At 60.9% G+C, this 20,351-nt stretch carries 22 protein-coding genes; 6 read left to right on the forward strand and 16 right to left on the reverse strand.

Going from position 1 to position 20,351, the window contains the following annotated elements:
* Nucleotides 1-233: 233 nt before the first annotated feature.
* Nucleotides 234-395, reverse strand: a complete 162-nt coding sequence (locus tag EOA16_RS32835; protein WP_206517298.1) for a hypothetical protein — start codon at nucleotides 393-395, stop codon at nucleotides 234-236.
* A 67-nt stretch (nucleotides 396-462) separates the two neighbouring features.
* Between EOA16_RS32835 and EOA16_RS01250 the strand changes: the two genes are divergently transcribed.
* Nucleotides 463-768, forward strand: coding sequence for a hypothetical protein (locus tag EOA16_RS01250; RefSeq protein ID WP_127254971.1), 306 nt, complete (start codon nucleotides 463-465; stop codon nucleotides 766-768).
* 90 nt (nucleotides 769-858) lie between these two features.
* Complete coding sequence (locus EOA16_RS01255) at nucleotides 859-1,284, forward strand: c-type cytochrome (protein WP_127254972.1); 426 nt, start codon at nucleotides 859-861, stop codon at nucleotides 1,282-1,284.
* Here EOA16_RS01255 and EOA16_RS01260 read toward each other — a convergent pair.
* The 9 genes from EOA16_RS01260 to EOA16_RS01295 form a co-directional block, all read right to left on the reverse strand.
* Nucleotides 1,256-2,710, reverse strand: a complete 1,455-nt coding sequence (locus tag EOA16_RS01260) for a cytochrome c (protein WP_164754057.1) — start codon at nucleotides 2,708-2,710, stop codon at nucleotides 1,256-1,258. The genes EOA16_RS01255 and EOA16_RS01260 overlap by 29 nt on opposite strands.
* Nucleotides 2,711-2,730: 20 nt before the next feature.
* Nucleotides 2,731-3,072, reverse strand: coding sequence for a hypothetical protein (locus EOA16_RS01265; RefSeq protein ID WP_127254973.1), 342 nt, complete (start codon nucleotides 3,070-3,072; stop codon nucleotides 2,731-2,733).
* A gap of 1 nt (nucleotide 3,073) precedes the next feature.
* On the reverse strand, nucleotides 3,074-3,676 hold the full coding sequence (locus tag EOA16_RS01270; protein WP_127254974.1) for a cytochrome c oxidase subunit 3: 603 nt from the start codon (nucleotides 3,674-3,676) through the stop codon (nucleotides 3,074-3,076).
* Nucleotides 3,673-5,613 (reverse strand): cytochrome c oxidase subunit I, encoded by a 1,941-nt coding sequence (ctaD, locus tag EOA16_RS01275; protein ID WP_127254975.1) that lies wholly within the window; start codon nucleotides 5,611-5,613, stop codon nucleotides 3,673-3,675. Before ctaD ends, EOA16_RS01270 begins: the two co-directional genes overlap by 4 nt.
* The gene (coxB, locus tag EOA16_RS01280; protein ID WP_245455820.1) at nucleotides 5,610-6,686 is read right to left on the reverse strand and encodes a cytochrome c oxidase subunit II; all 1,077 of its coding nucleotides are present in this window, start codon (nucleotides 6,684-6,686) and stop codon (nucleotides 5,610-5,612) included. Before coxB ends, ctaD begins: the two co-directional genes overlap by 4 nt.
* A 410-nt stretch (nucleotides 6,687-7,096) precedes the next feature.
* Complete coding sequence (locus EOA16_RS33005) at nucleotides 7,097-7,315, reverse strand: cytochrome c oxidase assembly protein (protein WP_245455821.1); 219 nt, start codon at nucleotides 7,313-7,315, stop codon at nucleotides 7,097-7,099.
* Nucleotides 7,303-7,443, reverse strand: coding sequence for a hypothetical protein (locus tag EOA16_RS33010; protein ID WP_245455835.1), 141 nt, complete (start codon nucleotides 7,441-7,443; stop codon nucleotides 7,303-7,305). The genes EOA16_RS33005 and EOA16_RS33010 overlap by 13 nt, the downstream gene beginning before the upstream one ends.
* Nucleotides 7,444-7,749: 306 nt before the next feature.
* On the reverse strand, nucleotides 7,750-9,504 hold the full coding sequence (locus EOA16_RS01290) for a thiamine pyrophosphate-dependent enzyme (protein ID WP_127254976.1): 1,755 nt from the start codon (nucleotides 9,502-9,504) through the stop codon (nucleotides 7,750-7,752).
* 106 nt (nucleotides 9,505-9,610) lie between these two features.
* Nucleotides 9,611-10,624: an ATP-dependent DNA ligase gene (locus EOA16_RS01295; protein WP_127255325.1), complete on the reverse strand. Its 1,014-nt coding sequence runs from the start codon at nucleotides 10,622-10,624 to the stop codon at nucleotides 9,611-9,613.
* A 225-nt stretch (nucleotides 10,625-10,849) separates the two neighbouring features.
* On the opposite strand from EOA16_RS01295, the gene EOA16_RS01300 reads away from it, so the two are divergent.
* The 3 genes from EOA16_RS01300 to EOA16_RS01310 all read left to right on the forward strand — a co-directional run bounded on the left by EOA16_RS01300 (nucleotide 10,850) and on the right by EOA16_RS01310 (nucleotide 13,650).
* Nucleotides 10,850-11,440, forward strand: coding sequence for a LysE family translocator (locus EOA16_RS01300; RefSeq protein WP_127254977.1), 591 nt, complete (start codon nucleotides 10,850-10,852; stop codon nucleotides 11,438-11,440).
* A gap of 335 nt (nucleotides 11,441-11,775) precedes the next feature.
* Nucleotides 11,776-13,071: an Nramp family divalent metal transporter gene (locus tag EOA16_RS01305; protein ID WP_127254978.1), complete on the forward strand. Its 1,296-nt coding sequence runs from the start codon at nucleotides 11,776-11,778 to the stop codon at nucleotides 13,069-13,071.
* A gap of 84 nt (nucleotides 13,072-13,155) precedes the next feature.
* Nucleotides 13,156-13,650: a hypothetical protein gene (locus EOA16_RS01310; RefSeq protein WP_127254979.1), complete on the forward strand. Its 495-nt coding sequence runs from the start codon at nucleotides 13,156-13,158 to the stop codon at nucleotides 13,648-13,650.
* Nucleotides 13,651-13,724: 74 nt separating this feature from the next.
* On the opposite strand, the gene EOA16_RS01315 is transcribed toward EOA16_RS01310, so the two are convergent.
* Nucleotides 13,725-15,836 carry a catalase gene (locus tag EOA16_RS01315; protein WP_127254980.1) on the reverse strand — a complete coding sequence of 704 codons (2,112 nt, stop codon included), beginning with the start codon at nucleotides 15,834-15,836 and terminating at the stop codon, nucleotides 13,725-13,727.
* Nucleotides 15,837-16,128: 292 nt separating this feature from the next.
* Here EOA16_RS01315 and EOA16_RS01320 point away from each other — a divergent pair, with 292 nt between their 5' ends.
* Nucleotides 16,129-16,692, forward strand: coding sequence for a sigma-70 family RNA polymerase sigma factor (locus EOA16_RS01320; RefSeq protein ID WP_127254981.1), 564 nt, complete (start codon nucleotides 16,129-16,131; stop codon nucleotides 16,690-16,692).
* Here the strand turns inward: EOA16_RS01320 and EOA16_RS01325 are convergent, their stop codons facing one another.
* From EOA16_RS01325 to EOA16_RS01345, 5 genes are all read right to left on the reverse strand, one after another.
* On the reverse strand, nucleotides 16,693-16,869 hold the full coding sequence (locus tag EOA16_RS01325; protein ID WP_127254982.1) for a hypothetical protein: 177 nt from the start codon (nucleotides 16,867-16,869) through the stop codon (nucleotides 16,693-16,695).
* Nucleotides 16,870-17,026: 157 nt separating this feature from the next.
* Nucleotides 17,027-17,245 carry a hypothetical protein gene (locus EOA16_RS01330; RefSeq protein ID WP_127254983.1) on the reverse strand — a complete coding sequence of 73 codons (219 nt, stop codon included), beginning with the start codon at nucleotides 17,243-17,245 and terminating at the stop codon, nucleotides 17,027-17,029.
* A gap of 81 nt (nucleotides 17,246-17,326) precedes the next feature.
* Nucleotides 17,327-18,241, reverse strand: coding sequence for a class I SAM-dependent methyltransferase (locus EOA16_RS01335; protein ID WP_127254984.1), 915 nt, complete (start codon nucleotides 18,239-18,241; stop codon nucleotides 17,327-17,329).
* 3 nt (nucleotides 18,242-18,244) lie between these two features.
* Nucleotides 18,245-19,219, reverse strand: coding sequence for a GNAT family N-acetyltransferase (locus tag EOA16_RS01340; protein ID WP_245455823.1), 975 nt, complete (start codon nucleotides 19,217-19,219; stop codon nucleotides 18,245-18,247).
* Nucleotides 19,220-19,227: 8 nt separating this feature from the next.
* A complete protein-coding gene (locus tag EOA16_RS01345) occupies nucleotides 19,228-20,337 on the reverse strand; it encodes a glycosyltransferase (protein ID WP_164754081.1) in 1,110 nt (369 codons plus the stop codon).
* Nucleotides 20,338-20,351 lie beyond the last annotated feature (14 nt).

Raw genomic sequence — 20,351 nt, forward strand, 5'->3', positions numbered from 1 at the left:
CAGCTGAATTTTGCAGCAAGGATTTCGTACTGTGGCAGAAAATATCTCTCGCAAGCAAGAGCAACGCGGGACAAGAAGGATTCTCATGTGGGCGATCGCAGTTATCGCTGTGATCTTTCTTGTTCTACTGACTATATTCGTGCTCGGCCCGTTGGCATGATTTCGATGATTGAGCTGTCTCCGATCTGATCCGGGGACGATCGGGCGTTGGTCGAGGACGCTGGCAGCGGCCATCAGATATATTGTTTCAGGCGAGGGCATGCGGCTAACGCTGCTTCCGCGGCCGGACGATCCCAAAGCGGCGCACCCACATCGACCGCCGGCGCGCGGCCAACCACTTTGCCGGCCTGCAATATCGGTACGAAAACCCGTTTCACAAAAATTTTGCTGAACACGATTTCGCCGGGAACATATCAGGAAAAGATTGGTTCGGTGGCGATACACCCAACCAGGAGATCCACCATGATTGTCAAACTTCTCTCCGCCGCTGTGTTCGCGCTCACATTGGCCACATCGGTAATGGCGCAGTCGAACGGTTCCGGCTCCAACAGCGGTTCGGGTTCGACGCCCGGGACCACGAATGATGCCAATGGTACCGCCGGCTCCGGTTCTGGTACTTCGACAACCCCCGTTGACCCGAACGCAACAAATTCGACAACCACTCCGAACGGCATGAGCGACCGCTGCAAGGACGCCGCGGGCAATGATACCGACACAAACACCGCCTCCGGCACGACAACGTCGAATGTGCAGAACTGCAACAAATAGATTGGGGCCTCGGAGCGCTGCCGGACGTTGCTCCTTTCCCTGGGGCTGCGATCGAGCCGCGTTTCGCGACTGCGATGGCAGCAGGCGCGGATGAGCCGACAAGCCGTCAGGCGGATGCCATCCGCGCTGCCTTGGGTGGCAGGCGTATCTGCGGCAGTTGCCATTATTTCGGTTGTTTGCACCGTTGTTCTGATCCGCGGCGACAATCTCCGGGAAACCACTATTGTGCAGGCCATCGGCGGCGACCCTGGACGGGCCGTCCCGGCGATGATCCGCAACGGCTGCGGCGGATGTCACGAAATCCCGGGAGTGCCCGGCGCCCACGGCACCGTCGGTCCGTCCCTGCAAGGCGTCGTCGACAGAGGATATATCGGGGTGTCGCGAGCCACCCCGGATGCGATGATGCGCTGGATCAGCAGGGCGCGGGACGTAGACCCGAAGACGGCTATGCCCAATACAAATCTGTCGCCTCAAGAGGCGCGCGACATTACCGCCTATCTCTATGCGCGAACATGAGGCGCGCTGAACTCATCCCACGGCGCAGGCGTCTTGCCAGCAAAAGCAGCAGCCCAAGCATCAACACGGCGGCGCCCGCCACAAGTGATTGAGCCGCCAGAACCATGATTGTCTGGCCTGTTGTCGAGCCTGCCCGCATCTGGCGTACATCGGCCGCGGTGACGCTGACGTTAGGATTTCCGAACCGAGCAGTGACGTAATTTGCAAGGGCTGCCACCTGGCCATCGTCCAGCCAGCCGCCGAAGGCCGCCATCGACTTACGTCCCGCCACGTCGCCAGCTTTGACGCCTTCAAGGATGGTCATGACGACATCCTCGGGCGTGGCCGCGCCGGGGGTGCTGTTGCGGGTCAAGGACGGATAGGATCCGTCGGGCGATCCGCCTCCGTTCTCCCCATGGCAGGTCGAACAGAGCGATTGATAGAGATCACCGCCGGTTGCGGTCCCGCTGCCTTTCGTTATCCCTTTGGTTCCAGCATTGCCGTCGACCGCGGTTGCGTTACCCCACGAGAAACGCGGCTGCTTCTCGTCTCCCGGTTGGGCGGGCACGTCTCTGAGATAGGCGACAATAGCCTGGATGTCGTCATCGGAAAGATGCTGCAGGCTGTTCATGACCGTTTCAGCCATCGGCCCGCCCGCATAGGCCTTTCCGGGCACGGCGCCGGTTTTGAGAAATCGAGACAGCTCTTCGTTGCTCCAGCCGCCGACGCCTGCGATCTTGTCGCTGGTGATGTTGAAGGCGTGCCAGATGCCGGCGGTGCCGCCGGCAAGCTTGTGGTCTTCATCCATGCCGAACGTCGCATTCCTTGGCGTGTGGCAGGCACCGCAGTGGCCGAGCACCTCGACCAGGTAGGCCCCCCTGTTCCATGCGGCCGTCCGGCTCCGATCAGGCGTGAAACTGCCGGTGTGCAGGTTCGCGAGCTTCCACAGCGCAACCGTCCAGCGCTGGTTGAATGGAAAAGGCAGGATGTTTCGCGGCCACGGCTGGGAAATCGGCGGCTGCGCAAAGAGGTAGGCCCGGATCGCAAGCACGTCCTCGCGGCTCATCGCGGCGAAGCTGTCATAGGGCATGGCGGGGTAGAGATCGGCTCCGTCGCGCCTGATACCTTTCTGCACGGCTCGCACGAACTCGTCCGCTGAATAGCGTCCGATGCCCGTGTCGGCATCAGGTGTGATGTTGGTCGAGTATACATCGCCGAAGGGTGTCGGCACGCGATAGCCTCCAGCGAACGGGCGGCTCGGATTGGACGTGTGGCAGCCGATGCAGTCGGCCGCTCGGGTAAGGTATTCACCCTTCTGGATTTCGCTCGCCCGCAGCTCAGTGCAAAGGGCCAGTGATGCCAAGACGAGCGCTACCGCCCGAGAGATGATAGCTGGGAATGGAATGCCCGTGGCAGGCCGAAGCGCGCACCGGCAGCGGATGGCCAATCTTCGGGTCTTTGGCATCGTCACAGTTCGCACCCGCTGAAGATCAGCGCTGCCACCACTTGCGTCAGCAAGACGAGCGTGAACAGCGCCCCGATGCCCACGGAAGTCCTGGCAAGAAACCCGCGCGTGCGCGCCTTCAGGGGCGGGATCGTGCCACATCCGCGGTCATGAACGGCGTGCCACGACAGCAGCGCGCCTGCCAGGGCGACAGCGGCGCCTATCAATGAGAACAAGGCGGTGGGACGAAAGCCGGCATGGCATTGCCAGGATGCAATGGAATAATCGAGCTGCAGCGTTATTGCCCACGCAACCGGTCCACTGACCAGGCCTGCCCAGGAAACGCCGGTACGGATCGCCTGCATCTCACATCCTCGGAACCCAATAAATCACAAGATAGAGCACGACCCATGAGACGACGACGAAGTCCCAGTAGAAGGCGTTGTCCGAGACGTCGCTGAAGCGGCGGCCCGCTTTTCCTTTTTGTGTGAACATGAGAACCGTCAGGACGATCGTGTCGCCGACATCGGTAAGGAGATGCGTCGTATGCAGCCCGAGCAGGAACCAGACGATCGATCCGTAAGCGTTCTGATCCCAGGAAATCCGCAGAGCCGGAAATTCCCAGATGCGAACGATCAGCGGAAGAATCCCGACGATCGACATGACGACCATGCCAAGGCGAACTTTCGCGAGATCCTGGCGACGTGCCCAAAACTCGATCATGTGGTTGGGCACGACGCTCGCAACCAGAATAGCCAGTACTGCCGTGCCCGGCAGCAGATCTGGCGCCGGGGCTCCAATGGGCCAATGCCGCGCCAGCACAGCCAGATAGAAGTAAGTTCCGATGGCCAAGGCAAAACCTGTTGCCTCGAGGGCAATGAAGGCAAGGGTTCCCCACCACATCGGGCTCGCCGACCCGAAATCGTATGTGGGCAGGTGGCTGATGTCGGCGACGGGGCGGTGCCTCACTCCTCGTCCTCCGGTTCGCCTTTCGGCCAGAACCAACAGATGAAGCCGATCGAAACCGGTATCGCTCCCCAGACCACCGCCCACGGCGTGTATATCGAACCGAAAAATGCGCCGCCGACCGCGATGGCCGACAGCAATGGCCAGATCGAGTTGTCTGCCGATGGCACCCTTACTTGCGGCACCGCATCGGCGACCGTGCCCGCGAGCACCTCGCGGGCGTCGACACGCAGACCTTCGACCACTGGGAGCACATCGGGCTCGGCCCAAAGGGGCTCGCGGTGAGTTACGACGGGCAGCCGCGAAAAATCGTAGGAGGGCGGCGGCGACGTCGTCGCCCATTCGAGCGTGCTCGCGCCCCAGGGATTGTCTCCTGCAATGCGGCCGTTGCGGAGGCTGAGCAGGAGATTCAGGAAGAACAGCGCAAAGCCGGCGAACACCACCAGCGAAGAGAGGCTGATGAAGAGGTTCATCTCGCCCCAGCCGCTCGCCGGCGGATACGTATAAACGCGGCGCGGCATGCCTTGCAGACCGAGAATATGCATGGGGAAGAAGGTGAGATTGAACCCGAGGAAGACGAGCCAGAAATTCCAGCGGCCGAGCCTCTCGGACAGCATGCGTCCGGTGATCTTGGGAAACCAGTAATAAACGGCGCCGAGCAGGGGGAAGACGGCGCCCCCGACCAGTACATAATGGAAATGGGCAACCACGAAATAGGTGTCGTGCACCTGCAGGTCGATCGGCACCGAAGCGACCATGACCCCGGTCAGGCCGCCGATCACAAAGGTGAAGATGAAGCCGAGCACGAAAAGCATGGGCGTGGCGAAGATCGGCCGCCCGCCCCAGATCGTCGCAATCCAGCAGAAGATCTGAATGCCGCTCGGAATGGCGATCATCATCGAGGAAGCGGTAAAGAAGCTCTCGCCGAGCTGCGGCAGGCCGGTAGCGAACATGTGGTGCACCCATAGGCCGAAGGAAAGAAAACCGATCGCGATCAACGACAGCACGATCCCGAGATACCCAAAGACCGGGCGGCGAACGAAGGTCGGCAGGATCGCGGAGACGAAGCCGGTCGCCGGAATGAAGATGATGTAAACCTCGGGATGACCGAAGAACCAGAACAGATGCTGCCACAGCAGTGCATCGCCGCCTGCAGCGGGATCGAAAAATTTTGTGCCGACCAGACGGTCCAAGATCAGCATTGTGCTCGAGACCATCACGGCGGGCATGGCGAACAGGATGACGAAAGCCGTGACCAGGACGGACCAGACATAGAGCGGGATGCGGTCGAGCGACATGCCGGGAGCACGTTGCTTGAACACTGTGGCGATGATCTCGACAGCTACCGCGAGTGCGGACACTTCAGTGTAGGTCACCATCTGCGCCCAGAAATCGGGGCGTTTGCCGATGCCATATTCGGGTCCGGCGAGCGGTACGTAGGAAAACCAGCCGGCATCCGCACCGGTTTCGAAGGCGAAGGCGATCCAGATCATCAGACCGCCGGAAAGATAGACCCAGTAGCTGAATGCATTGAGCCGGGGAAAGGCGACATTGCGAGTGCCGATCATCAGCGGCACCAGGTAAATGGCGAAAGCTTCCATCACGGGCACGGCGAACAGAAACATCATCGTCGTGCCATGCATGGTGAACAGCTGGTTGTAGAGATCGGGGCCGATGTGGCCGGCCTCAGGCTGGGCAAGCTGGAAACGCATGGCGAGCGCTGATAGACCCGCAAGGATGAGAAACAGGAAAGCCGTCACGATATAGCGCCGCCCGATCAGCTTGTGATCGACCGTGACCAGCCAGCCGTAAAGGCCTTTCGGCGTTCGCCAGGCAGGCGCCAGAAAGGTGCGCAGCCTCACCTCCTCGAGACCAGTGTCACGGATGCCTTTCAGGGCTTCCTGGGTATGCTCGGCCGGTTTTCCCGCAATGCCACTCATTCGAGGCTTCCGAGATAGGTGACCACTGCGTTGAGATCGTCGGCGCTAAGGGCAATGCGCGGCATCTTGGCGCCGGGCTTTATCGACTGTGGATCGGCAATCCAGGCGGCGAGCGCGCCAGGGGTCATGGCCAGCGTATCCGCGGCCAGTGCACGTCGGCTGGCGAGATGGGTAAGATCAGGTCCGACCGTTCCGCTGGCAGGCGTGCCTCTTATCGTATGGCAGAGCGCACAGCCGGTGGAAAGAAATGCCTGTTGGCCGCGGCGTTCTTCTTCGCCGCCAGGTGCGGATGCGACGGCGTTTTGCCTGGATTGCCATGCTTCGAACGCTTCGCGGCTTTCCGCGATGACGGTGATGGCCATATGGGCGTGCTGATAGCCGCAGAATTCAGCACATTGGCCACGATAGGTGCCGGGCTTGTCGGCGATGAGGGTAAGCTGGCTTGGCCGGCCCGGAATGAGATCGCGCTTACCGGCAAGGTTAGGCACCCAGAAGCTATGAATGACATCGAGCGAATCGAGTTCGACCTCGACCGGTTCGCCAACCGGGACATGAATTTCATTTGCCGTGACGATCGATTGCGACCGATCATCTCCGGGATACCGGACCTCCCACCACCATTGGTGCCCTGTGATCCGCACGGCAAGCGTTTCCGTTCCGCTCAGCGATGCAATGGATTTGCCGGCGAAAAAACTCGCTGTCGTCATCATGACGAGCGCCAGAACGGTCAACGCCATGGCGCTGCCGACAGCTTGGGCAAATCGGCGTTCCTGATGAGAATCGATCTCAAGCGGCGAGCGCGTTGTTTCGGACAGGCGGCGACGCAAAAGCGCTGCCGCCAGGACCAGCATGACAAGCAGCCACGTGGCCCCGGCGACTGCGCTGAAGGACCAGATCAGATCGAGGATTCTCCGGGCGTTCGCACCGTGTGCATGGAGGGCCGACTGCCGATCGCCGCATCCTGCCAAGACCAACATCGGCGCTGCGCTGACCCACCTTAAACACTGTTGCGCGGCCTTTCCCGGAACAATGCCGGTCAGGATTTGCGTTGGACAGGTAAAGGCAAGCGACATTCGGGGTCGTGTCAGCATGCGAGAGCTGGCCAACAGACTCATGCACCTCGCCATGAAGGACCCACCATCGTTGCCAAGGCCATAACGCGGCTGGGTGAAAAAGGATGCTTGGCCACACCGCCCGGCTGAAAACCGACGCGAAGCGGTGCGGTTAGACGATGCGCAACTCCGGGGAATCCTGTTGCCGCCGACTGCTCGTTTGAATCCAGAGAGCGACCAAGAGCAGTGCGGCTCCGCCATAGATCAGGCCGGCGGAATCCACGTGATCAAGCCTGCAAGTTGCTGGTCCTCGAGCGGGCCGAGCCCTCACAAATCCGAGCCGATGGCATTATCCGGATACCACAGTTTTGGCGAGACGACGAGCAACACCCCGAGCAGCCCGGTGTGGAGCGAGGTGAAGAAAAGATGCATCACGGCATTGCCGCAAGCGTGCTCGCGGCCAGGGCGATGCAACAGCACCACCAGAACAAAAGCCCGGTGCCGAGGAAACTCGCGTGCTTGGCATAGTGCAGGAAACCCTGCTGGAGGGCAGCCTCGAACAGCCGGGACATGCCAGATCGATATCGCGCTCCGTGCAGGACGGTCGCGACCACAGGACGGCTGATGAACGCCCAGATCACCCGGAGCACGTTTGCATGTCCCGCCGCTGCGAACGTCTGACGCAGCTGTACCGGCAGGGCCACATCATCGCGGCCGTCGGGCGGGAGGCAACCAGCATAGGCGCTGCGACCGCCATCAGCAATTCGTGCTCGATCATGTGCGCCGCAAACACATGTTCGCCCAACGCATGGATCGGGCCTACAAGCGGCGTCCGCGTCCGCTCCGTCGCCACAGCCGCCCAGCGCCGGCAACATACAGCAAAAGGATTGCCGCCAATGGTAATGTGATGGGGAGCGCCAGAGTCCAACCAGCCTGCAGAGCGCCGTTGCCGTAGCAAATCGAGGTCGAAAAGAGCGCGTCGAAGCTCACGACCCGCATCCGTCACCCGGAAGAGCACCGGTTCATTTGGAAAGATCCAGAATGAAGCCACTGAGGCGCGCTGTTCCACCTCCTAGCGCTGCCCCTAGGCGTCCATCATCGATTTCGCCGGCTCCCGGGCGATATTTTCCTCTATGCGTTCGTGTCCCGGTGTCCCCGGCAGGGCCTGGCGGAAGTTCTTGGCGTAATCCGCCGGCATTTTGGGCGGCATCAGCGGTTCATAGGCATCTACCAGCGCTTCGATCACGACAGGGCCCTCCGTGGCGAAAGCCTGGTCGAGAACCGTCTCGATCTGGTCGGCCCGCTCGATGCGAAAACCCGTTGCGCCCATCGCTTCCGCCGCCTTGGCAAAATCGATCGGCTGCAATTCGCAACCGAATTGCGGATTCCCCAGAAACATCATCTGCTCCCAGGCGATCTGATTGAGCATGTTGTTCTTGATCACCAGAACCTTCAGTGGAATCTTGTAGCGCACCGCCGTCGAGAATTCGCCGAGCTGCATGGCAAAGCCGCCGTCGCCGACGATGGCGGCAATCGGTCGACCGGGGAATGCTATGCCGGCGGCGATGGCGTAGGCGAGTCCGCAAGCCATCGACGCCAGCGATCCGGACACCCCAAATGCCTGGCCGCTGCGAAGATCGACATGGCGGGCGGCCAGCTCCGTGTTCTGACCGGAATCCGTGGCCAGCACCGTGTCGTCGGCCAATCTTCGTCCGAACGCCCGGGCAATCGCCTGTGGCTTCAAGGGTTGCGCCTGCATGTCTTCCGACTGCCGCATCATCTCGCGCCATCTTCTCATGGTCTCCTGGGAACGGTGCAGGAATTCATCGGAGGGCTTCTGCGTCAGACGTTGGTTGAGCGCGCGCAATGTCTCGGCCGCGTCGCCGACAAGGCCGGCCTCGACCGGAAAGCGCAAGCCGATCCGCTGCGCATCGCAGTCGATCTGGACGCCACGAGCTTGCCCGGGCTGCGGGTAGTATTCGATATAGGGAAAGGTCGAACCGACAATCAGCACCGCGTCACAGCTCTCCATCGCCTCTTGCGAGGCCAGGGTTCCAAGAATACCGATCCCGCCGGTGGTGTAGGGATGGTCGTCCGGCAGTACCGCCTTGCCCAGCAAGGCCTTCGCGACAGGCGCCTGCAGCAGGCGCGCCGTATGTTCGAGTTCGGCGGCGGCGCCGATGGCGCCGCGTCCGGCCAGGATCGCAACCCGCGAAGCGTCATTGAGAATGGCGGCGGCTTTGTCGAGCTCAACGTCCAGCGGTACGCTGTGACCGGCGAACATATCCTGCGGTGTGTGCGCCGGGCGATTGCGCTTGGAGCGCTGCGATGGATCGCGCTCCTGCTCCTGGATATCGCTGGCAATCGAAAGATGGGCGACGCCCTTGCGCGCCAGCGCGGTTCGGCAGGCAAGGCTGGCGACGTTTTCCATATGCGCGGCATCGGCGACATGGGCGTTATAAACGGAGACATCATTGAACACGCGCGTCAGATCGACATCCTGTTGCGTGAACGTCTCGATCAGGTCGTGGAACTGCATGCCCGTAATCGCCAGCACTGGAGCCTGGTCGAGCTTGGCGTCATAGAGGCCGGTCAGAAGATGTGTTCCGCCGGGACCGGACGTCGCAAGGCACACGCCCAGCTTTCCTGTCCACTTGGCATACGCACATGCCATGAAGGCAGCCGACTCTTCATGCCGAACCTGAACGAAGGCAATCTTGTCGCGCCGAGTCCGCAACGCTTCCATGACGCCGTTTATGCCGTCTCCCGGCAAGCCGAACACCACCTCCACGTCCCAGGCGACGAGTGTATCGATGAGAATTTCTGCTGCATTTGGCATGTCAGGGTAGCTCCGGTGGATGGTGTCCGAACCGGTGAATCCCGAGTTGGTTCCTTCGACACGAAAAATCGTGACAGGTTTCTGGAAGCGCTTTTCCAGGAGCGGTCTATTCGATCTGCTCGAACGTGCATTGCCGTGGCGCCTTGTCGGGGCGCCAGCGCAGCAGTTTGGTACCGTGGCGAAACCGATTGCCGGTGACGTGGTCGAAGCGGACCTCCACCACCAGTTCAGGTTTCAAAGGTTCCCATTGTCCGCTGCGCTCCGTGCTCCAGCGGCTCGGGCCGCCGGGCGCCTTGCCGGTGAATCCGGGCTCTGACCGCAGCCCTTCCAGCCGGCGCGTGAGCGCTCCTCTGTCGGCTCTGGCGATGGTCGACGTGAAGCCGACGTGATCGAGCTTGCCGTCGTCGTTGTTGTAGAGGCCGAGGAGCAGCGAGCCGACCTCACGACTATCCGCGAGATAGCGGAAACCGCCGACAACGCAATCGGCGGTGCGCCTCGGCTTAACCTTCACCATCGCACGTTCGCCGCACAGATAATGCTCATCCAGCACTTTGGCCACGATGCCGTCGGTCGAGGCATGGCCGGCGCCGTTTAGCCAGCGAGCCGCCGTGGCTGCATCATAAGTGCACTTCGACAGGCGAAGATCTGGATTATTTGAGGAGATCACGAAGTCCTCGATCGCTCGCCGCCTTTCGACAAGTGGTTTGCCCGTGATGACCTCGCCGCCCGGGCTGGCAAGCATGTCGAAGAGGATCAGGCTGGCAGGCGTCTGCGAACTCAGTTTGCGGATTCTGCTTTGTGCGGGGTGAAGGCGCATCTGCAGCGCCTCGAAGGAAAGCTCACCGTCAACCTCGATAACAATCTCGCCGTCGATGACGAAATGCCCGCGCTTGAGGTCACCCAAAATCCCCATGATTTCTGGAAAATAGCGGCCGAGCGGCTTGCCGGATTTGGCGCGCAGGTCAACGGTGTCGTCGCTCTTGAAAGCAAGGCAGCGAAATCCGTCCCATTTGGGCTCGTACTGCCAGCGGTTCCCGTCCCTGGGGATTTCATCGGCAAGCCTGGCCTCCATCGGAGAAGTGTCCAGCGGGAGCGGGAAGGCGTTTATTGGATCATGCACGGGTCCGGCCTCCAAAACCGGTTAAGGAACGGCTCCGGCTTTTCAACTTCCAGGACTGGCCCGCGTTCCATCTGACGGTTCATGCCTGGTTCTTCGCGATGGGACAATTTTATTTGCCACCGGAACCCGGATGACGGCTGGCCGCTTTGATGTCATCGGCAACGCGAGCGGAGATGTCCCATCGATCCCTCATTGTGGACAGCTTTTGTCGGAACCGTCATTCTCATGCAGGTGCCGCCAGGTCCCGACAGCATGCTGGTGATGGCCCGCGGCATCGGACAGGGCCGCGGCGTGGCGCTGTTCACGGTACTCGGCATGACGCTGGGCGCCGGACTGGTGCAGCTTCCGCTGATTGCATTTGGCCTGTCCTCGCTTGTCCACGCCTCGCCGCTGGCGTTCAATCTGCTTCGATGGGCCGGGGCGGCCTATATTGTGTGGCTGGGCGTCCGGCTGCTGCTTTCATCTTCGGCAACCATTCCCATGGGTCACCTCGATGCCCTGCGGCCGCTCGCCGCCGCCCGGGAAGGAATGATTGCCAATCTGAGCAATCCCTGGCCTTTGATGTTCATGGTTGCGTTCTTGCCGCAATTTGTGGATCCGCATAGGGGTTCCGTCACGTTGCAGCTGGTGCTGCTTGGAGCAACACAGAAGATAACCGGTGTGCTGGTGCTGGGGGCCTACGCCTTGGCATCGGGCGCGGTCGGCGCATGGGTCATGCGGCACCCTCGCGCAAGGCTTTGGCAGCAGCGGCTCGCGGGCTGCCTCATCATCAGCCTCGGCGTGCGGATGGTGATCGGCGGCGGTACGAGCCGCTGACGAAGTGGATGAACGGCCCGGGCCGAACACTCGACTTTGGCGCCGCTGGATATTCTTTCAAAGAATAATTTTGTGCCGCGTCGCCTGAATGACAGGCATCGACACAAGCATGCTCTTCTTCAGGGGAACGGAGCATTCGCTTCGATGTTCGGCTCCGCCGAAAGAACCCGCATCGGATGAGCCGCCGTCGCGGGCCGGGACTATGTCCAGGAACAAAAATCCTGACCAGAGGTTCGAGCCTCGATCTCAATGCGGCTTGAAACGCTGCTTCATCGGCATCCGATTGGAATGTTCGTCATGATTTCTTGCGTGGCCCCGGTAAAGACGCACCTTCAATGAACAAGCCGCCTGACAATGCCGGCCAAAGGGAAAGCAAGCGAAAAGACGGCAACGTCGTTCGGGCTCTCGGGCTTGGTCTGATCACCGGTGCGGCCGATGACGACTGCTCGGCCATCGGTACCTACGCGAGCGCCGGAGCCCGGTTCGGGCCCGACCTGCTGTGGACGGCACCTGTTACGCTGCCGATGATGTATCTCGTCGTCTATCTTTCATCCAAACTTGGCCAGGTTTCGGGTCGCGGGCTTTTCAAGGTCATATCGGACTTCTATCCGCGTTGGCTGCTATGGTCTGTGCTGGTGGGCGTGCTGATTGGCAACACGATCGAGGCAGCCGCCGACCTTGGCGCCATGTCGGCGGCCATCGTGCTGTTCGTTCCTCTGCCTGCTCCCTTGGTCGTCATTGTCGTCGCGATCGTCATTTTTGCCCTGCAGGTGTTCGGATCGTATAAATTGATCCGAAATGTGTTCCGGTGGCTGGCTCTGGCTCTGCTTGCCTATGTGGTCTCCGCGGTGCTTGCCAAACCGGATGCCGCCTCGGTCCTGCGCGGCACGCTGTTGCCAAACATCGAGTTCAGCCGCGAATACCTGTCCATCCTCGTCGCCATCGTTGGGACCACGCTCTCCGCATACCTTTACACATGGCAGTCCAATCAGGAGGTGGAGGAGGAGATCGCCAAGGGTCGTACGAGTCTCGAAGAGCGCAAAGGCGCCACCGAGGGCGAGCTGCGCCGATCCCGCCGCGATATCGTGATCGGCATGACGTTTTCCAATCTGATCATGTATTTCATCATCCTTTCGACAGGGTCGACGCTCTACAAGGCCGGGCAGACGCAGATCGAAACAGCGGCACAGGCGGCCGAAGCGCTGCGGCCGCTCGCCGGCGACGCTGCCGGCATTCTCTTTGCGGCCGGTGTAATTGGCGTCGGCTTTCTGGCCGTGCCGATCATGACCGCTGGCGCTGCTTTCGATTTCGCTCAGGCGATGGGATGGAAGAATGGCTTGCATGCCAAACCCCGGCAGGCTCCCAAATTCTACACCGTGATCGGGGTCATAACGTTGGTGGCGGTGGGCCTCAATTTCTTCGGTTTCAACCCGATGAAGGCCCTCGTCTGGTCTGGCATCGTGCAAGGATTTTCAACGCCGCCGCTGCTGCTTCTCATCCTCATCATGACCAACAACCGCAAGATCATGGGCGACAAGGTCAACAGCACCAGCACGAACATCCTGGGCGGCGTGACGACCCTGGCGATTTTTGCAGCGTCGGCGGGACTGGTGGCAAGCTGGTTGCTGTAGCTCGCATGTGAAGGATGTTCAGGCACGGTGGAACATCGGCGGTCAAATGTCGTTGAGACGCTTGCGGGAGAAAGGAGTTTGTCCATGTCAAAGTTGCAGGCCGCTACTCCGGATCGTTTAAGGCAACTCAGGCTTGAAGCTTCAGCACATTTCGCTCCGTTGATGCTGAACGAGGCCCTGTTGCGCCTTTCGCATGCCTGCGGAGGCGACAGCCTCGACCGCTTCGAGAAGGCCATGGTTGATCAAATCGAGGCGGCAAAGGACGATCGGGCCGATTTCGAATTGATCAAGGAATTCGCGATCGAGCAGCTTTACGCCCTGGTCCGGAACGCAAACGATTCGCCAAAAAAGAAACAGTCGCTTGAGAAGATAGACACGCGCAGAACGCCCGGCCGTTCCGAAGAACCACGCACGCTCGAGGACCAACTGCAGGCGGGGTTGGAGGATTCCTTTCCGGCGAGCGACCCGCCGTCGGTGGTGTCCACGACCATTTCAGGCGGAGCAAAAAAGCTGGTCGGGACCGACGAGGTCCTGGAAAAGCAGCGGCAACAAGCGTCTGGCAACGAAAGTAGCTCGTAGATCGCGGTGCCGGCTGGTTTGGCGGCAACCAAGGCCTGCGGGGACACGCCAACGGAAACAGCTGACGCATCGCATCAAAGCTTGACAGCCGCCTCCCGCGCCCAGAGCCGCAGTTTGCGACATGACTGCACAAACGCAGGTACCGAAGCTGCCGAATCCAGCCGCGTCAGCCCCTCATCGGCATCGGGAGCGACGCCTGCTTTGATCAGGAGCGGCTCGGCCCCCGGGGTGAAGCCAATGAACTTGCAATGCGCAAACGCATCAGACACGAAATCCTTCGCAGCGGCCTCCTTGACCAGCAGCTCGGCGCCCGCCTCGGAGAGGAGCAGCACCACCGCGTCGAACAAAACGGATGGACCGCCGTCGATCATGTACCTTGCCTCGATGTGGGTGCCGTCAGCGGCTTCGACGCCGCCCACCTTGGGCGCAACCACCTCCATCACCGCGCCCTCCGCTTCGATAGCGGAACGAAGTTCCTCGAACAGCGCGACATCGGCTCCATCGCTGAGCATGACACCGACTTTGCGGCCTTCGAAACTGTCGGGCCCGTTTTGGATGATGCTGAGCGCCGGCGACGGCGGCAAGTCATCGCGCGGCGGGACGGCGGCTTCGGCAGGTTCGGGCATGTCACGGATGCCGAGCTTGTCGGCCACCGTGGTCGCCAGCGTTTCATCGATGTTCAACAAATGCGAAACCATCCGCTCGCGGATCGCCGGTGCCTGGACCTTGCTCAATTCAAACGTCAGCGCCGTCGCGATGTGACGCTGCTCCGGTGGTGTCTGGCTGTTGAAGAATTGCCGGGCCTGGCTGTAGTGATCGGCGAAGCTCTCCGCGCGCAGACGTACTTTCTGCCCTTCTTCGGCATCGCCGAAAGAACGGAAGCCACGCTGCGGATCCTCGCGCGGTCCCAGTCCCCATGAGTTCGGCTCATAATTGGCGCGACCGGCCGGATTGCGCATGGCCATGTGCCCGTCCTGTTGAAAATGGGCGAACGGGCACTTCGGCGCATTGATCGGCAGATGGGTAAAATTCGGACTGCCCAGTCGCTTCAACTGGGTATCGAGATAGGAGAAGTTGCGGCCCTGCAGAAGCGGATCGTTGGAGAAATCGATTCCGGGCGGCACATTCTGCGTCATGAACGCAACCTGCTCGGTCTCTGCGAAGAAATTGTCCGGCATCCGGTCGAGCACCAGCCGACCGACCGGAATTGGTTCGAGGACCTCTTCGGGAATGATTTTCGTTGCGTCCAGGATATCGAAGTCAAAACTGTCGGCAAACGCCTGATCGAACAGTTGCACCGTCAACTCCCATTCCGGGAAATTGCCGGCCTGTATGGCGTCCCACAGATCGCGGCGATGGAAGTCGGGATCGGCGCCGTTGATCTTGACCGCCTCGTTCCAGACCACCGATTGCATGCCGAGCTTGGGTTTCCAGATGAACTTGACGAAGGTGGATTCGTCCTTCGCGTTGACGAGGCGGAACGTGTGCACACCAAAGCCTTGCATGAAGCGGAAGGAACGCGGGATGGCGCGATCCGACATGATCCACATCACCATGTGCATCGATTCCGGCATCAGGCTGATGAAGTCCCAGAAATTGTCGTGCGCCGTCTGTGCCTGCGGAAAGGCACGGTCGGGCTCCTGTTTGGCGGCGTGGATCAGATCGGGAAACTTGATAGCGTCCTGGATGAAGAAGACCGGGATGTTGTTGCCGACCAGGTCCCAATTGCCTTCCTTGGTGTAGAGCTTCACCGCAAAGCCGCGCACGTCGCGGGCGAGATCGAACGAGCCCTTGTTGCCTGCAACCGTCGAGAAACGAACGAACGCCGGCGTCTTTTCACCAGCTCGCTGGAAAATGTCGGCACGTGTGTGTTTGGCAAGTGATTCGTAAGTCTCGAAATAACCGTGCGCGCCATAGCCGCGGGCATGAACTACCCTTTCCGGGATGCGTTCGTGGTCGAAGTGGAAAATCTTCTCGCGAAAGTGAAAGTCTTCGATCAGCGCTGGTCCGCGCTCACCGATCCGCAATGTGTTTTGGTCGTCGGAGACAGGCGTTCCGAGCGCCGTCGTAAGGGCAGGCGTTTCGTCCCCCGCGACCTGGTGCAACTCGCCGCCATTTCCGCGCGCGCTATTCTGATCCAGTCCACTTGCCGATTGGCGAGCGGAGGGGCGAGCGGATTTGGCCATGACAGATCCTCGATCGATACCGGAAGGTTGAAGCGGTCAAGCCATCAAACTGCCGGTGAGCGGCTTTGTTCCCGGAAAAAATTGGACGCTGGAGACACCGCTGTCGGAGGAGCCGTGAGTGCTGCGGCGATGGTGTGCGTCAATCGGATGACAGATATCTCCGCCTGCGCAGAATTTATGAAGAGTTGTCTCCAGCACGAGGAACGAACCAAACTTCCATGCATTTAGCTGGGGCTGCGTTCACACACTCTTTCTTCTGGGAGCTGGACCATTGTCATCCGGAGGCTGCCTTTTGGCCGACCAGGAAACCAATGAAGTTTCCATCGTTGACCTGATACCTGCCCTGCGGGCATTCGCGCGCACCTTCTGCCGTGTCCCCGACGACGCTGACGATCTCGTGCAGGAGACACTGACCAAGGGTCTCGCCAACATTGACAAGTTCGAACCCGGTACGAGGATGAAGTCGTGGCTCTTCACCATCATGCGCAACACCTATTATACCCGGGTCAAGATCGCTGCCCGGGAGGCGCCAGGACTGCTCGATTGCGCGTCCTCAAGACCGATTTCGGAAGCCACCCAGGAATGGACCGTTCAGAGCAAGGAAGTTCACGGCGCCATTCAAAGGCTGCCTGAACACCAACGCGAAGTCCTGATGCTGATCGGCGTTTTGGGAGTGAGCTACGAGGAAACCGCCGACATATGCGGTTGCGCGGTCGGGACGGTCAAAAGCCGCCTGAACCGTGCGCGCGCCAACATCCTTGAGTTCCTTGGCGAGAGTTCGCTGGAGACATTGATGGAGAGAAGAAACCAGCTTTCGGACGGTCAGCTCGATGTCGAGGTTGGCAGCCGCAGATAGTCAGTTCCTCACGTCGCGCCGACGTTTCTCGACGAGTGCGTTCTGCAGGTCCATCGCCAGCTTGGTCAGGCGGTCTGGAACCTTTTCCTGCTCTATGGCGGCCAGCAGGGAAGCAATCTCCTGATCCACTGTCATCTCCACATGCGGATCCGTGGTATCGTCGCTCGAACGAGACATCATATTCTCTTGATAGCGGTCCCTTGATCCTAGTGTGGTGATAAGCGCTGGCATTACAAGGCGGTGTCCACCGCCGAGAAGCTCATCAGCGGACCCTTGCACAGGTTTATTCCTTGCTCCTTCGTCGCCGCCGGCTATGGATGCGGCGCGGTGGCGTTCAGTCCTTCGGCAATCGATTAGCGGCGTGATCCTGATATTGATCGGATTTGATCCGATTGCCGTCCAGCCCGCGCTCCTGGCCATGCTGCTTCTTGTCGCGATTCGACAAAACCGCGTTTTCTTCGATCTTGTCCTTGTCCAGGGAGGTCATTGCGCCGACGCCGACACTCTTGCCTTGGCTGCCGCGACCGAAATGTTTTTTACCGCCAGATGCCATGATATCCTCCTTCGAAGCGAGGACACCCGTCGGTGCCCCTTGTTCGACGTCCGAACTGGCAGCGCGCTGTAATGTTCCGTCTCACCGAGCGAGCAAAAAGGCGCTGCCATCCCATGACCGAAACGGCTTCTCACCGTCGATGAGGACCTGCAATTGATGAGCTTGCGCCAGACGGCCGATGTCGTCGCGGTCTGAGAAAAGTGATCCGCGATAGGAATAGTTCAGCAAGGCGAGCCAGCCCGGCCGTTTCAGAACGCGCGCAATTTCTTCGAAATGCCGCTCTGCCATGCCGGCCAGAACCAGATAGGGAAAGCTGTCGACCGCCAGCACGCAATCGAAACTGGCATTGTCGAAATCGGCGAGATCGAGACCGGAGGTTTGTCGCAACTCAACATTGCCGAGTGCGGCGCATTGCTCGGAGGCGATGGAGATCATCCGCGGCGATATGTCGATGCCGACCATCCGTTTGAAGGATTTGCACAGCGCACGCTCGAAACGGCCGATGCCGCAACCGATGTCGAGAATGCTCCGTTCCCTTCCGGCGAATTCTCGCGCTTCCAGCCATGCAACGATTTCGTTGGTCGTGGCTGTGAGCCTTTCCTCATCGCCGAGGGATGTCAGTTGGACACTCGCGGCTCCCGAAATCGCTGCCGCGGCATCGAAGCTGGAGGCCAGCCGCATGACGACAGCGGCATCGGTCTCGTCCTCATCGCGCTCATGCCGAACGGCGCCGCCCGTCGCTCGCAACATGGCAAAGACGTCTGGTCTGCAGCGCAGCAGTCCGGCGACCTTTCGCAGTCTTGCCGCGTTGCCGGTATCTGCCGGACGGACTTTCAGCACGACCTCCGCCAACTCCGCTGCTCCAATTGTGGACGGCAGGTGGAGCGCCAGCCTGACGAGAACACCTTCGGCGCAAATACCATCGGCCATGCAGTCTTCAACCGCCAGCCTGACCGATGTCCGGCGCTGGGCAGCTTTCGGTGCGGTTCCACTCATGGATCAACTCCGCGTCCAGACCCTGCGCATCGTCCACCTGTCGACGGCGCCCCAGCTATATTTGTAGGCCTCCTGGCCGCGCAGGAAATCGAACTCGCGCGCATCTTCGCGGATCGACTCGGCGATTGCGTGGCCAATCAGGATCGCGCCTGGACTCTCCTCGGCATAGGCAGGATCGAAGCCACCCAGATAAGCATAGGCACGGCCGCGGTGGTGAAATCCGTAGTAGGCGCCGACGGTCCTGCCTCCGATCGCGAATAGCCAGCATCGCACCAGACCGTGAGCATCGAGCAAGGGAAGTGAGAGCCGATGGAATTGCTCGACGGCGGCGTTGGCCAACACACCGCCTCCGTGTTCGGCCCAGCGCGCATTGTGCAGGCGGATCAATTGATCGAGGAAGGTTTGCGGACTGCCGCTTGCCGATGACAGCGCGATCCGGCCGCATCTTGATGCGGCCTGGCGCGCCCGACGCAACTGGCGTCTGCGTCTTGGGGGGACGCAGCCTGCAAGCGTTTCGTCGCCGGCGATGGCGAGCACGGGGCAGGCGGCATGGGCGGTCGGCCGATCCATCTCGGGATGGGTCATCGCAAGGGCGACGCTGTCCTGCGGCAAGTCCGACAAGATCCATTGCGCCCACCCGATCGAGAGGATCGACTCGAGGACAATAGTGACAACCTCGGCTTCGATCCCAGGGACAGCCAGAATGTCCAGATAGTCGCTGAGCGAAATGCCGACGGGAAGGAGCTTCGAACCGGCCGTCCCATGCTCGAGGTAAAGCGGCGCCAGACCGACCAGATCGCCGCCGCACCAGACCGCGACCGTCGCCAGTTCACCGGGTGCGAATGCGTGCCACCATGGCACCAGCCAGGCGGGAGATTGAAACGGCGTCGCCGAGGGACTCTGCTGCCACAGTTTCCACCAGTGCGGCGTCAAGGCGTCCAATTGTGCGAGGTCACCGATTATTTCGCTGCGCAGCACAGCTTGGCTCACGGCGTCGCTGCGAAGCGCCGGCGATCGGTGCCAAGCTGTGCCAGCGCCTGATAGGCATCCATGTAAGACGAGATCATCCGTTCCAGCGAAAACCGCCGGCGCGCTTCGGCCCTGCATGTCTCGGCATCCAAGCTGGGCGCCGCAAGAATGGCTCGGGCCATCTCGTCGACCGTGTCGACGAGAAAGCCCGTTCTGCCGTGCTCTATGACATCGGGAAGCGCACCCTTTGGGAAGGCGACCACCGGGGTACCGCAGGCGAGGGCCTCCATGGCCACAAGCGAGCTGGTCTCGGCTGCCAGGCTCGGAATGACCAGACAGCGCGCTGCGTTGAGAAAGCGTCGCTTGGCGGTGAAGCCGAGCGGACCAAGGAAGCGGCGGCGACCGGCGAGACGAGGTTGGATCTCGTCGTGAAAGTACCGCGTATGCGTTTCGTAGGGATAGACCTTGCCGCCGATGACCAGCGGCACGCCTGCCTGTTTGGCTGCATCGAGCGCCAGGTGGATTGCCTTTTCCGGGCAAACCCGGCTTAGAACCAGGGCAAAGTCGCGCTTCGGCTGCGGTAGGTTCAGCGCTTCGGTGTCAACGCCGTTCGGAATCGGTGCCGCCAGTCTGGCGCCAGGTGGCGCGGTTTTCTGCTGGCTGGGCGAGACCGCATGAAGCCAGAGGTCGCCGCGCGTCGGGCGCAATGCCGCGGCCGGATACCAATCCAATGGCAGGTGGAGGGTCACCAAGGTCGGACCATCGTCGGGAAGATAAGCGTCGAAATCGATGCCGTGCAGATGAACCACATCGATGGGCCATCGGGCGCGGGCAGCGGCGATCGCTTTGCGATGGGCCTGTTGCGCGCGGCTCTTCGCCGCCTCGTCGAGCACGCCGCTTTCGGCCGGTATTTCCACAAGCGTGCCGCTCGTGCTGGAGCCACGGCAACCAATGACGATAGATCGATGACCGGCGTGAACCAGTGCCCGATCGAGCATCGACAGAACCTGTTCTGCACCGCCGACAGCGTCGGGTCCGACGGGCGCGAGAGGGTAGGCGACATTGAGAACAGTGAGTGTCGCGCCTGGTCGCGTCCCGGTGCCCTGCGTCGCATCTCCACCTGTCAACGGTGTCGCGAAGT

Source organism: Mesorhizobium sp. M7A.F.Ca.US.008.03.1.1 (assembly GCF_003997495.1).
In the GTDB taxonomy this organism is placed as follows: Bacteria; Pseudomonadota; Alphaproteobacteria; order Rhizobiales; family Rhizobiaceae; genus Mesorhizobium.

Coding starts and splice junctions, on each gene's coding strand:
- EOA16_RS01310 (WP_127254979.1), top strand. CDS start 13,156: ATGTCAAAGTTGCAGGCCGCTACTCCGGATCGTTTAAGGCAACTCAGG.
- EOA16_RS01300 (WP_127254977.1), top strand. CDS start 10,850: ATGCAGGTGCCGCCAGGTCCCGACAGCATGCTGGTGATGGCCCGCGGC.
- EOA16_RS01255 (WP_127254972.1), top strand. CDS start 859: ATGAGCCGACAAGCCGTCAGGCGGATGCCATCCGCGCTGCCTTGGGTG.
- EOA16_RS01330 (WP_127254983.1), bottom strand. CDS start 17,245: ATGGCATCTGGCGGTAAAAAACATTTCGGTCGCGGCAGCCAAGGCAAG.
- EOA16_RS01315 (WP_127254980.1), bottom strand. CDS start 15,836: ATGGCCAAATCCGCTCGCCCCTCCGCTCGCCAATCGGCAAGTGGACTG.
- EOA16_RS01335 (WP_127254984.1), bottom strand. CDS start 18,241: ATGAGTGGAACCGCACCGAAAGCTGCCCAGCGCCGGACATCGGTCAGG.
- coxB (WP_245455820.1), bottom strand. CDS start 6,686: ATGTCGCTTGCCTTTACCTGTCCAACGCAAATCCTGACCGGCATTGTT.
- EOA16_RS33010 (WP_245455835.1), bottom strand. CDS start 7,443: ATGATCGAGCACGAATTGCTGATGGCGGTCGCAGCGCCTATGCTGGTT.
- EOA16_RS01325 (WP_127254982.1), bottom strand. CDS start 16,869: ATGTCTCGTTCGAGCGACGATACCACGGATCCGCATGTGGAGATGACA.
- EOA16_RS01290 (WP_127254976.1), bottom strand. CDS start 9,504: ATGCCAAATGCAGCAGAAATTCTCATCGATACACTCGTCGCCTGGGAC.
- ctaD (WP_127254975.1), bottom strand. CDS start 5,613: ATGAGTGGCATTGCGGGAAAACCGGCCGAGCATACCCAGGAAGCCCTG.
- EOA16_RS01250 (WP_127254971.1), top strand. CDS start 463: ATGATTGTCAAACTTCTCTCCGCCGCTGTGTTCGCGCTCACATTGGCC.
- EOA16_RS01305 (WP_127254978.1), top strand. CDS start 11,776: ATGAACAAGCCGCCTGACAATGCCGGCCAAAGGGAAAGCAAGCGAAAA.
- EOA16_RS01265 (WP_127254973.1), bottom strand. CDS start 3,072: ATGCAGGCGATCCGTACCGGCGTTTCCTGGGCAGGCCTGGTCAGTGGA.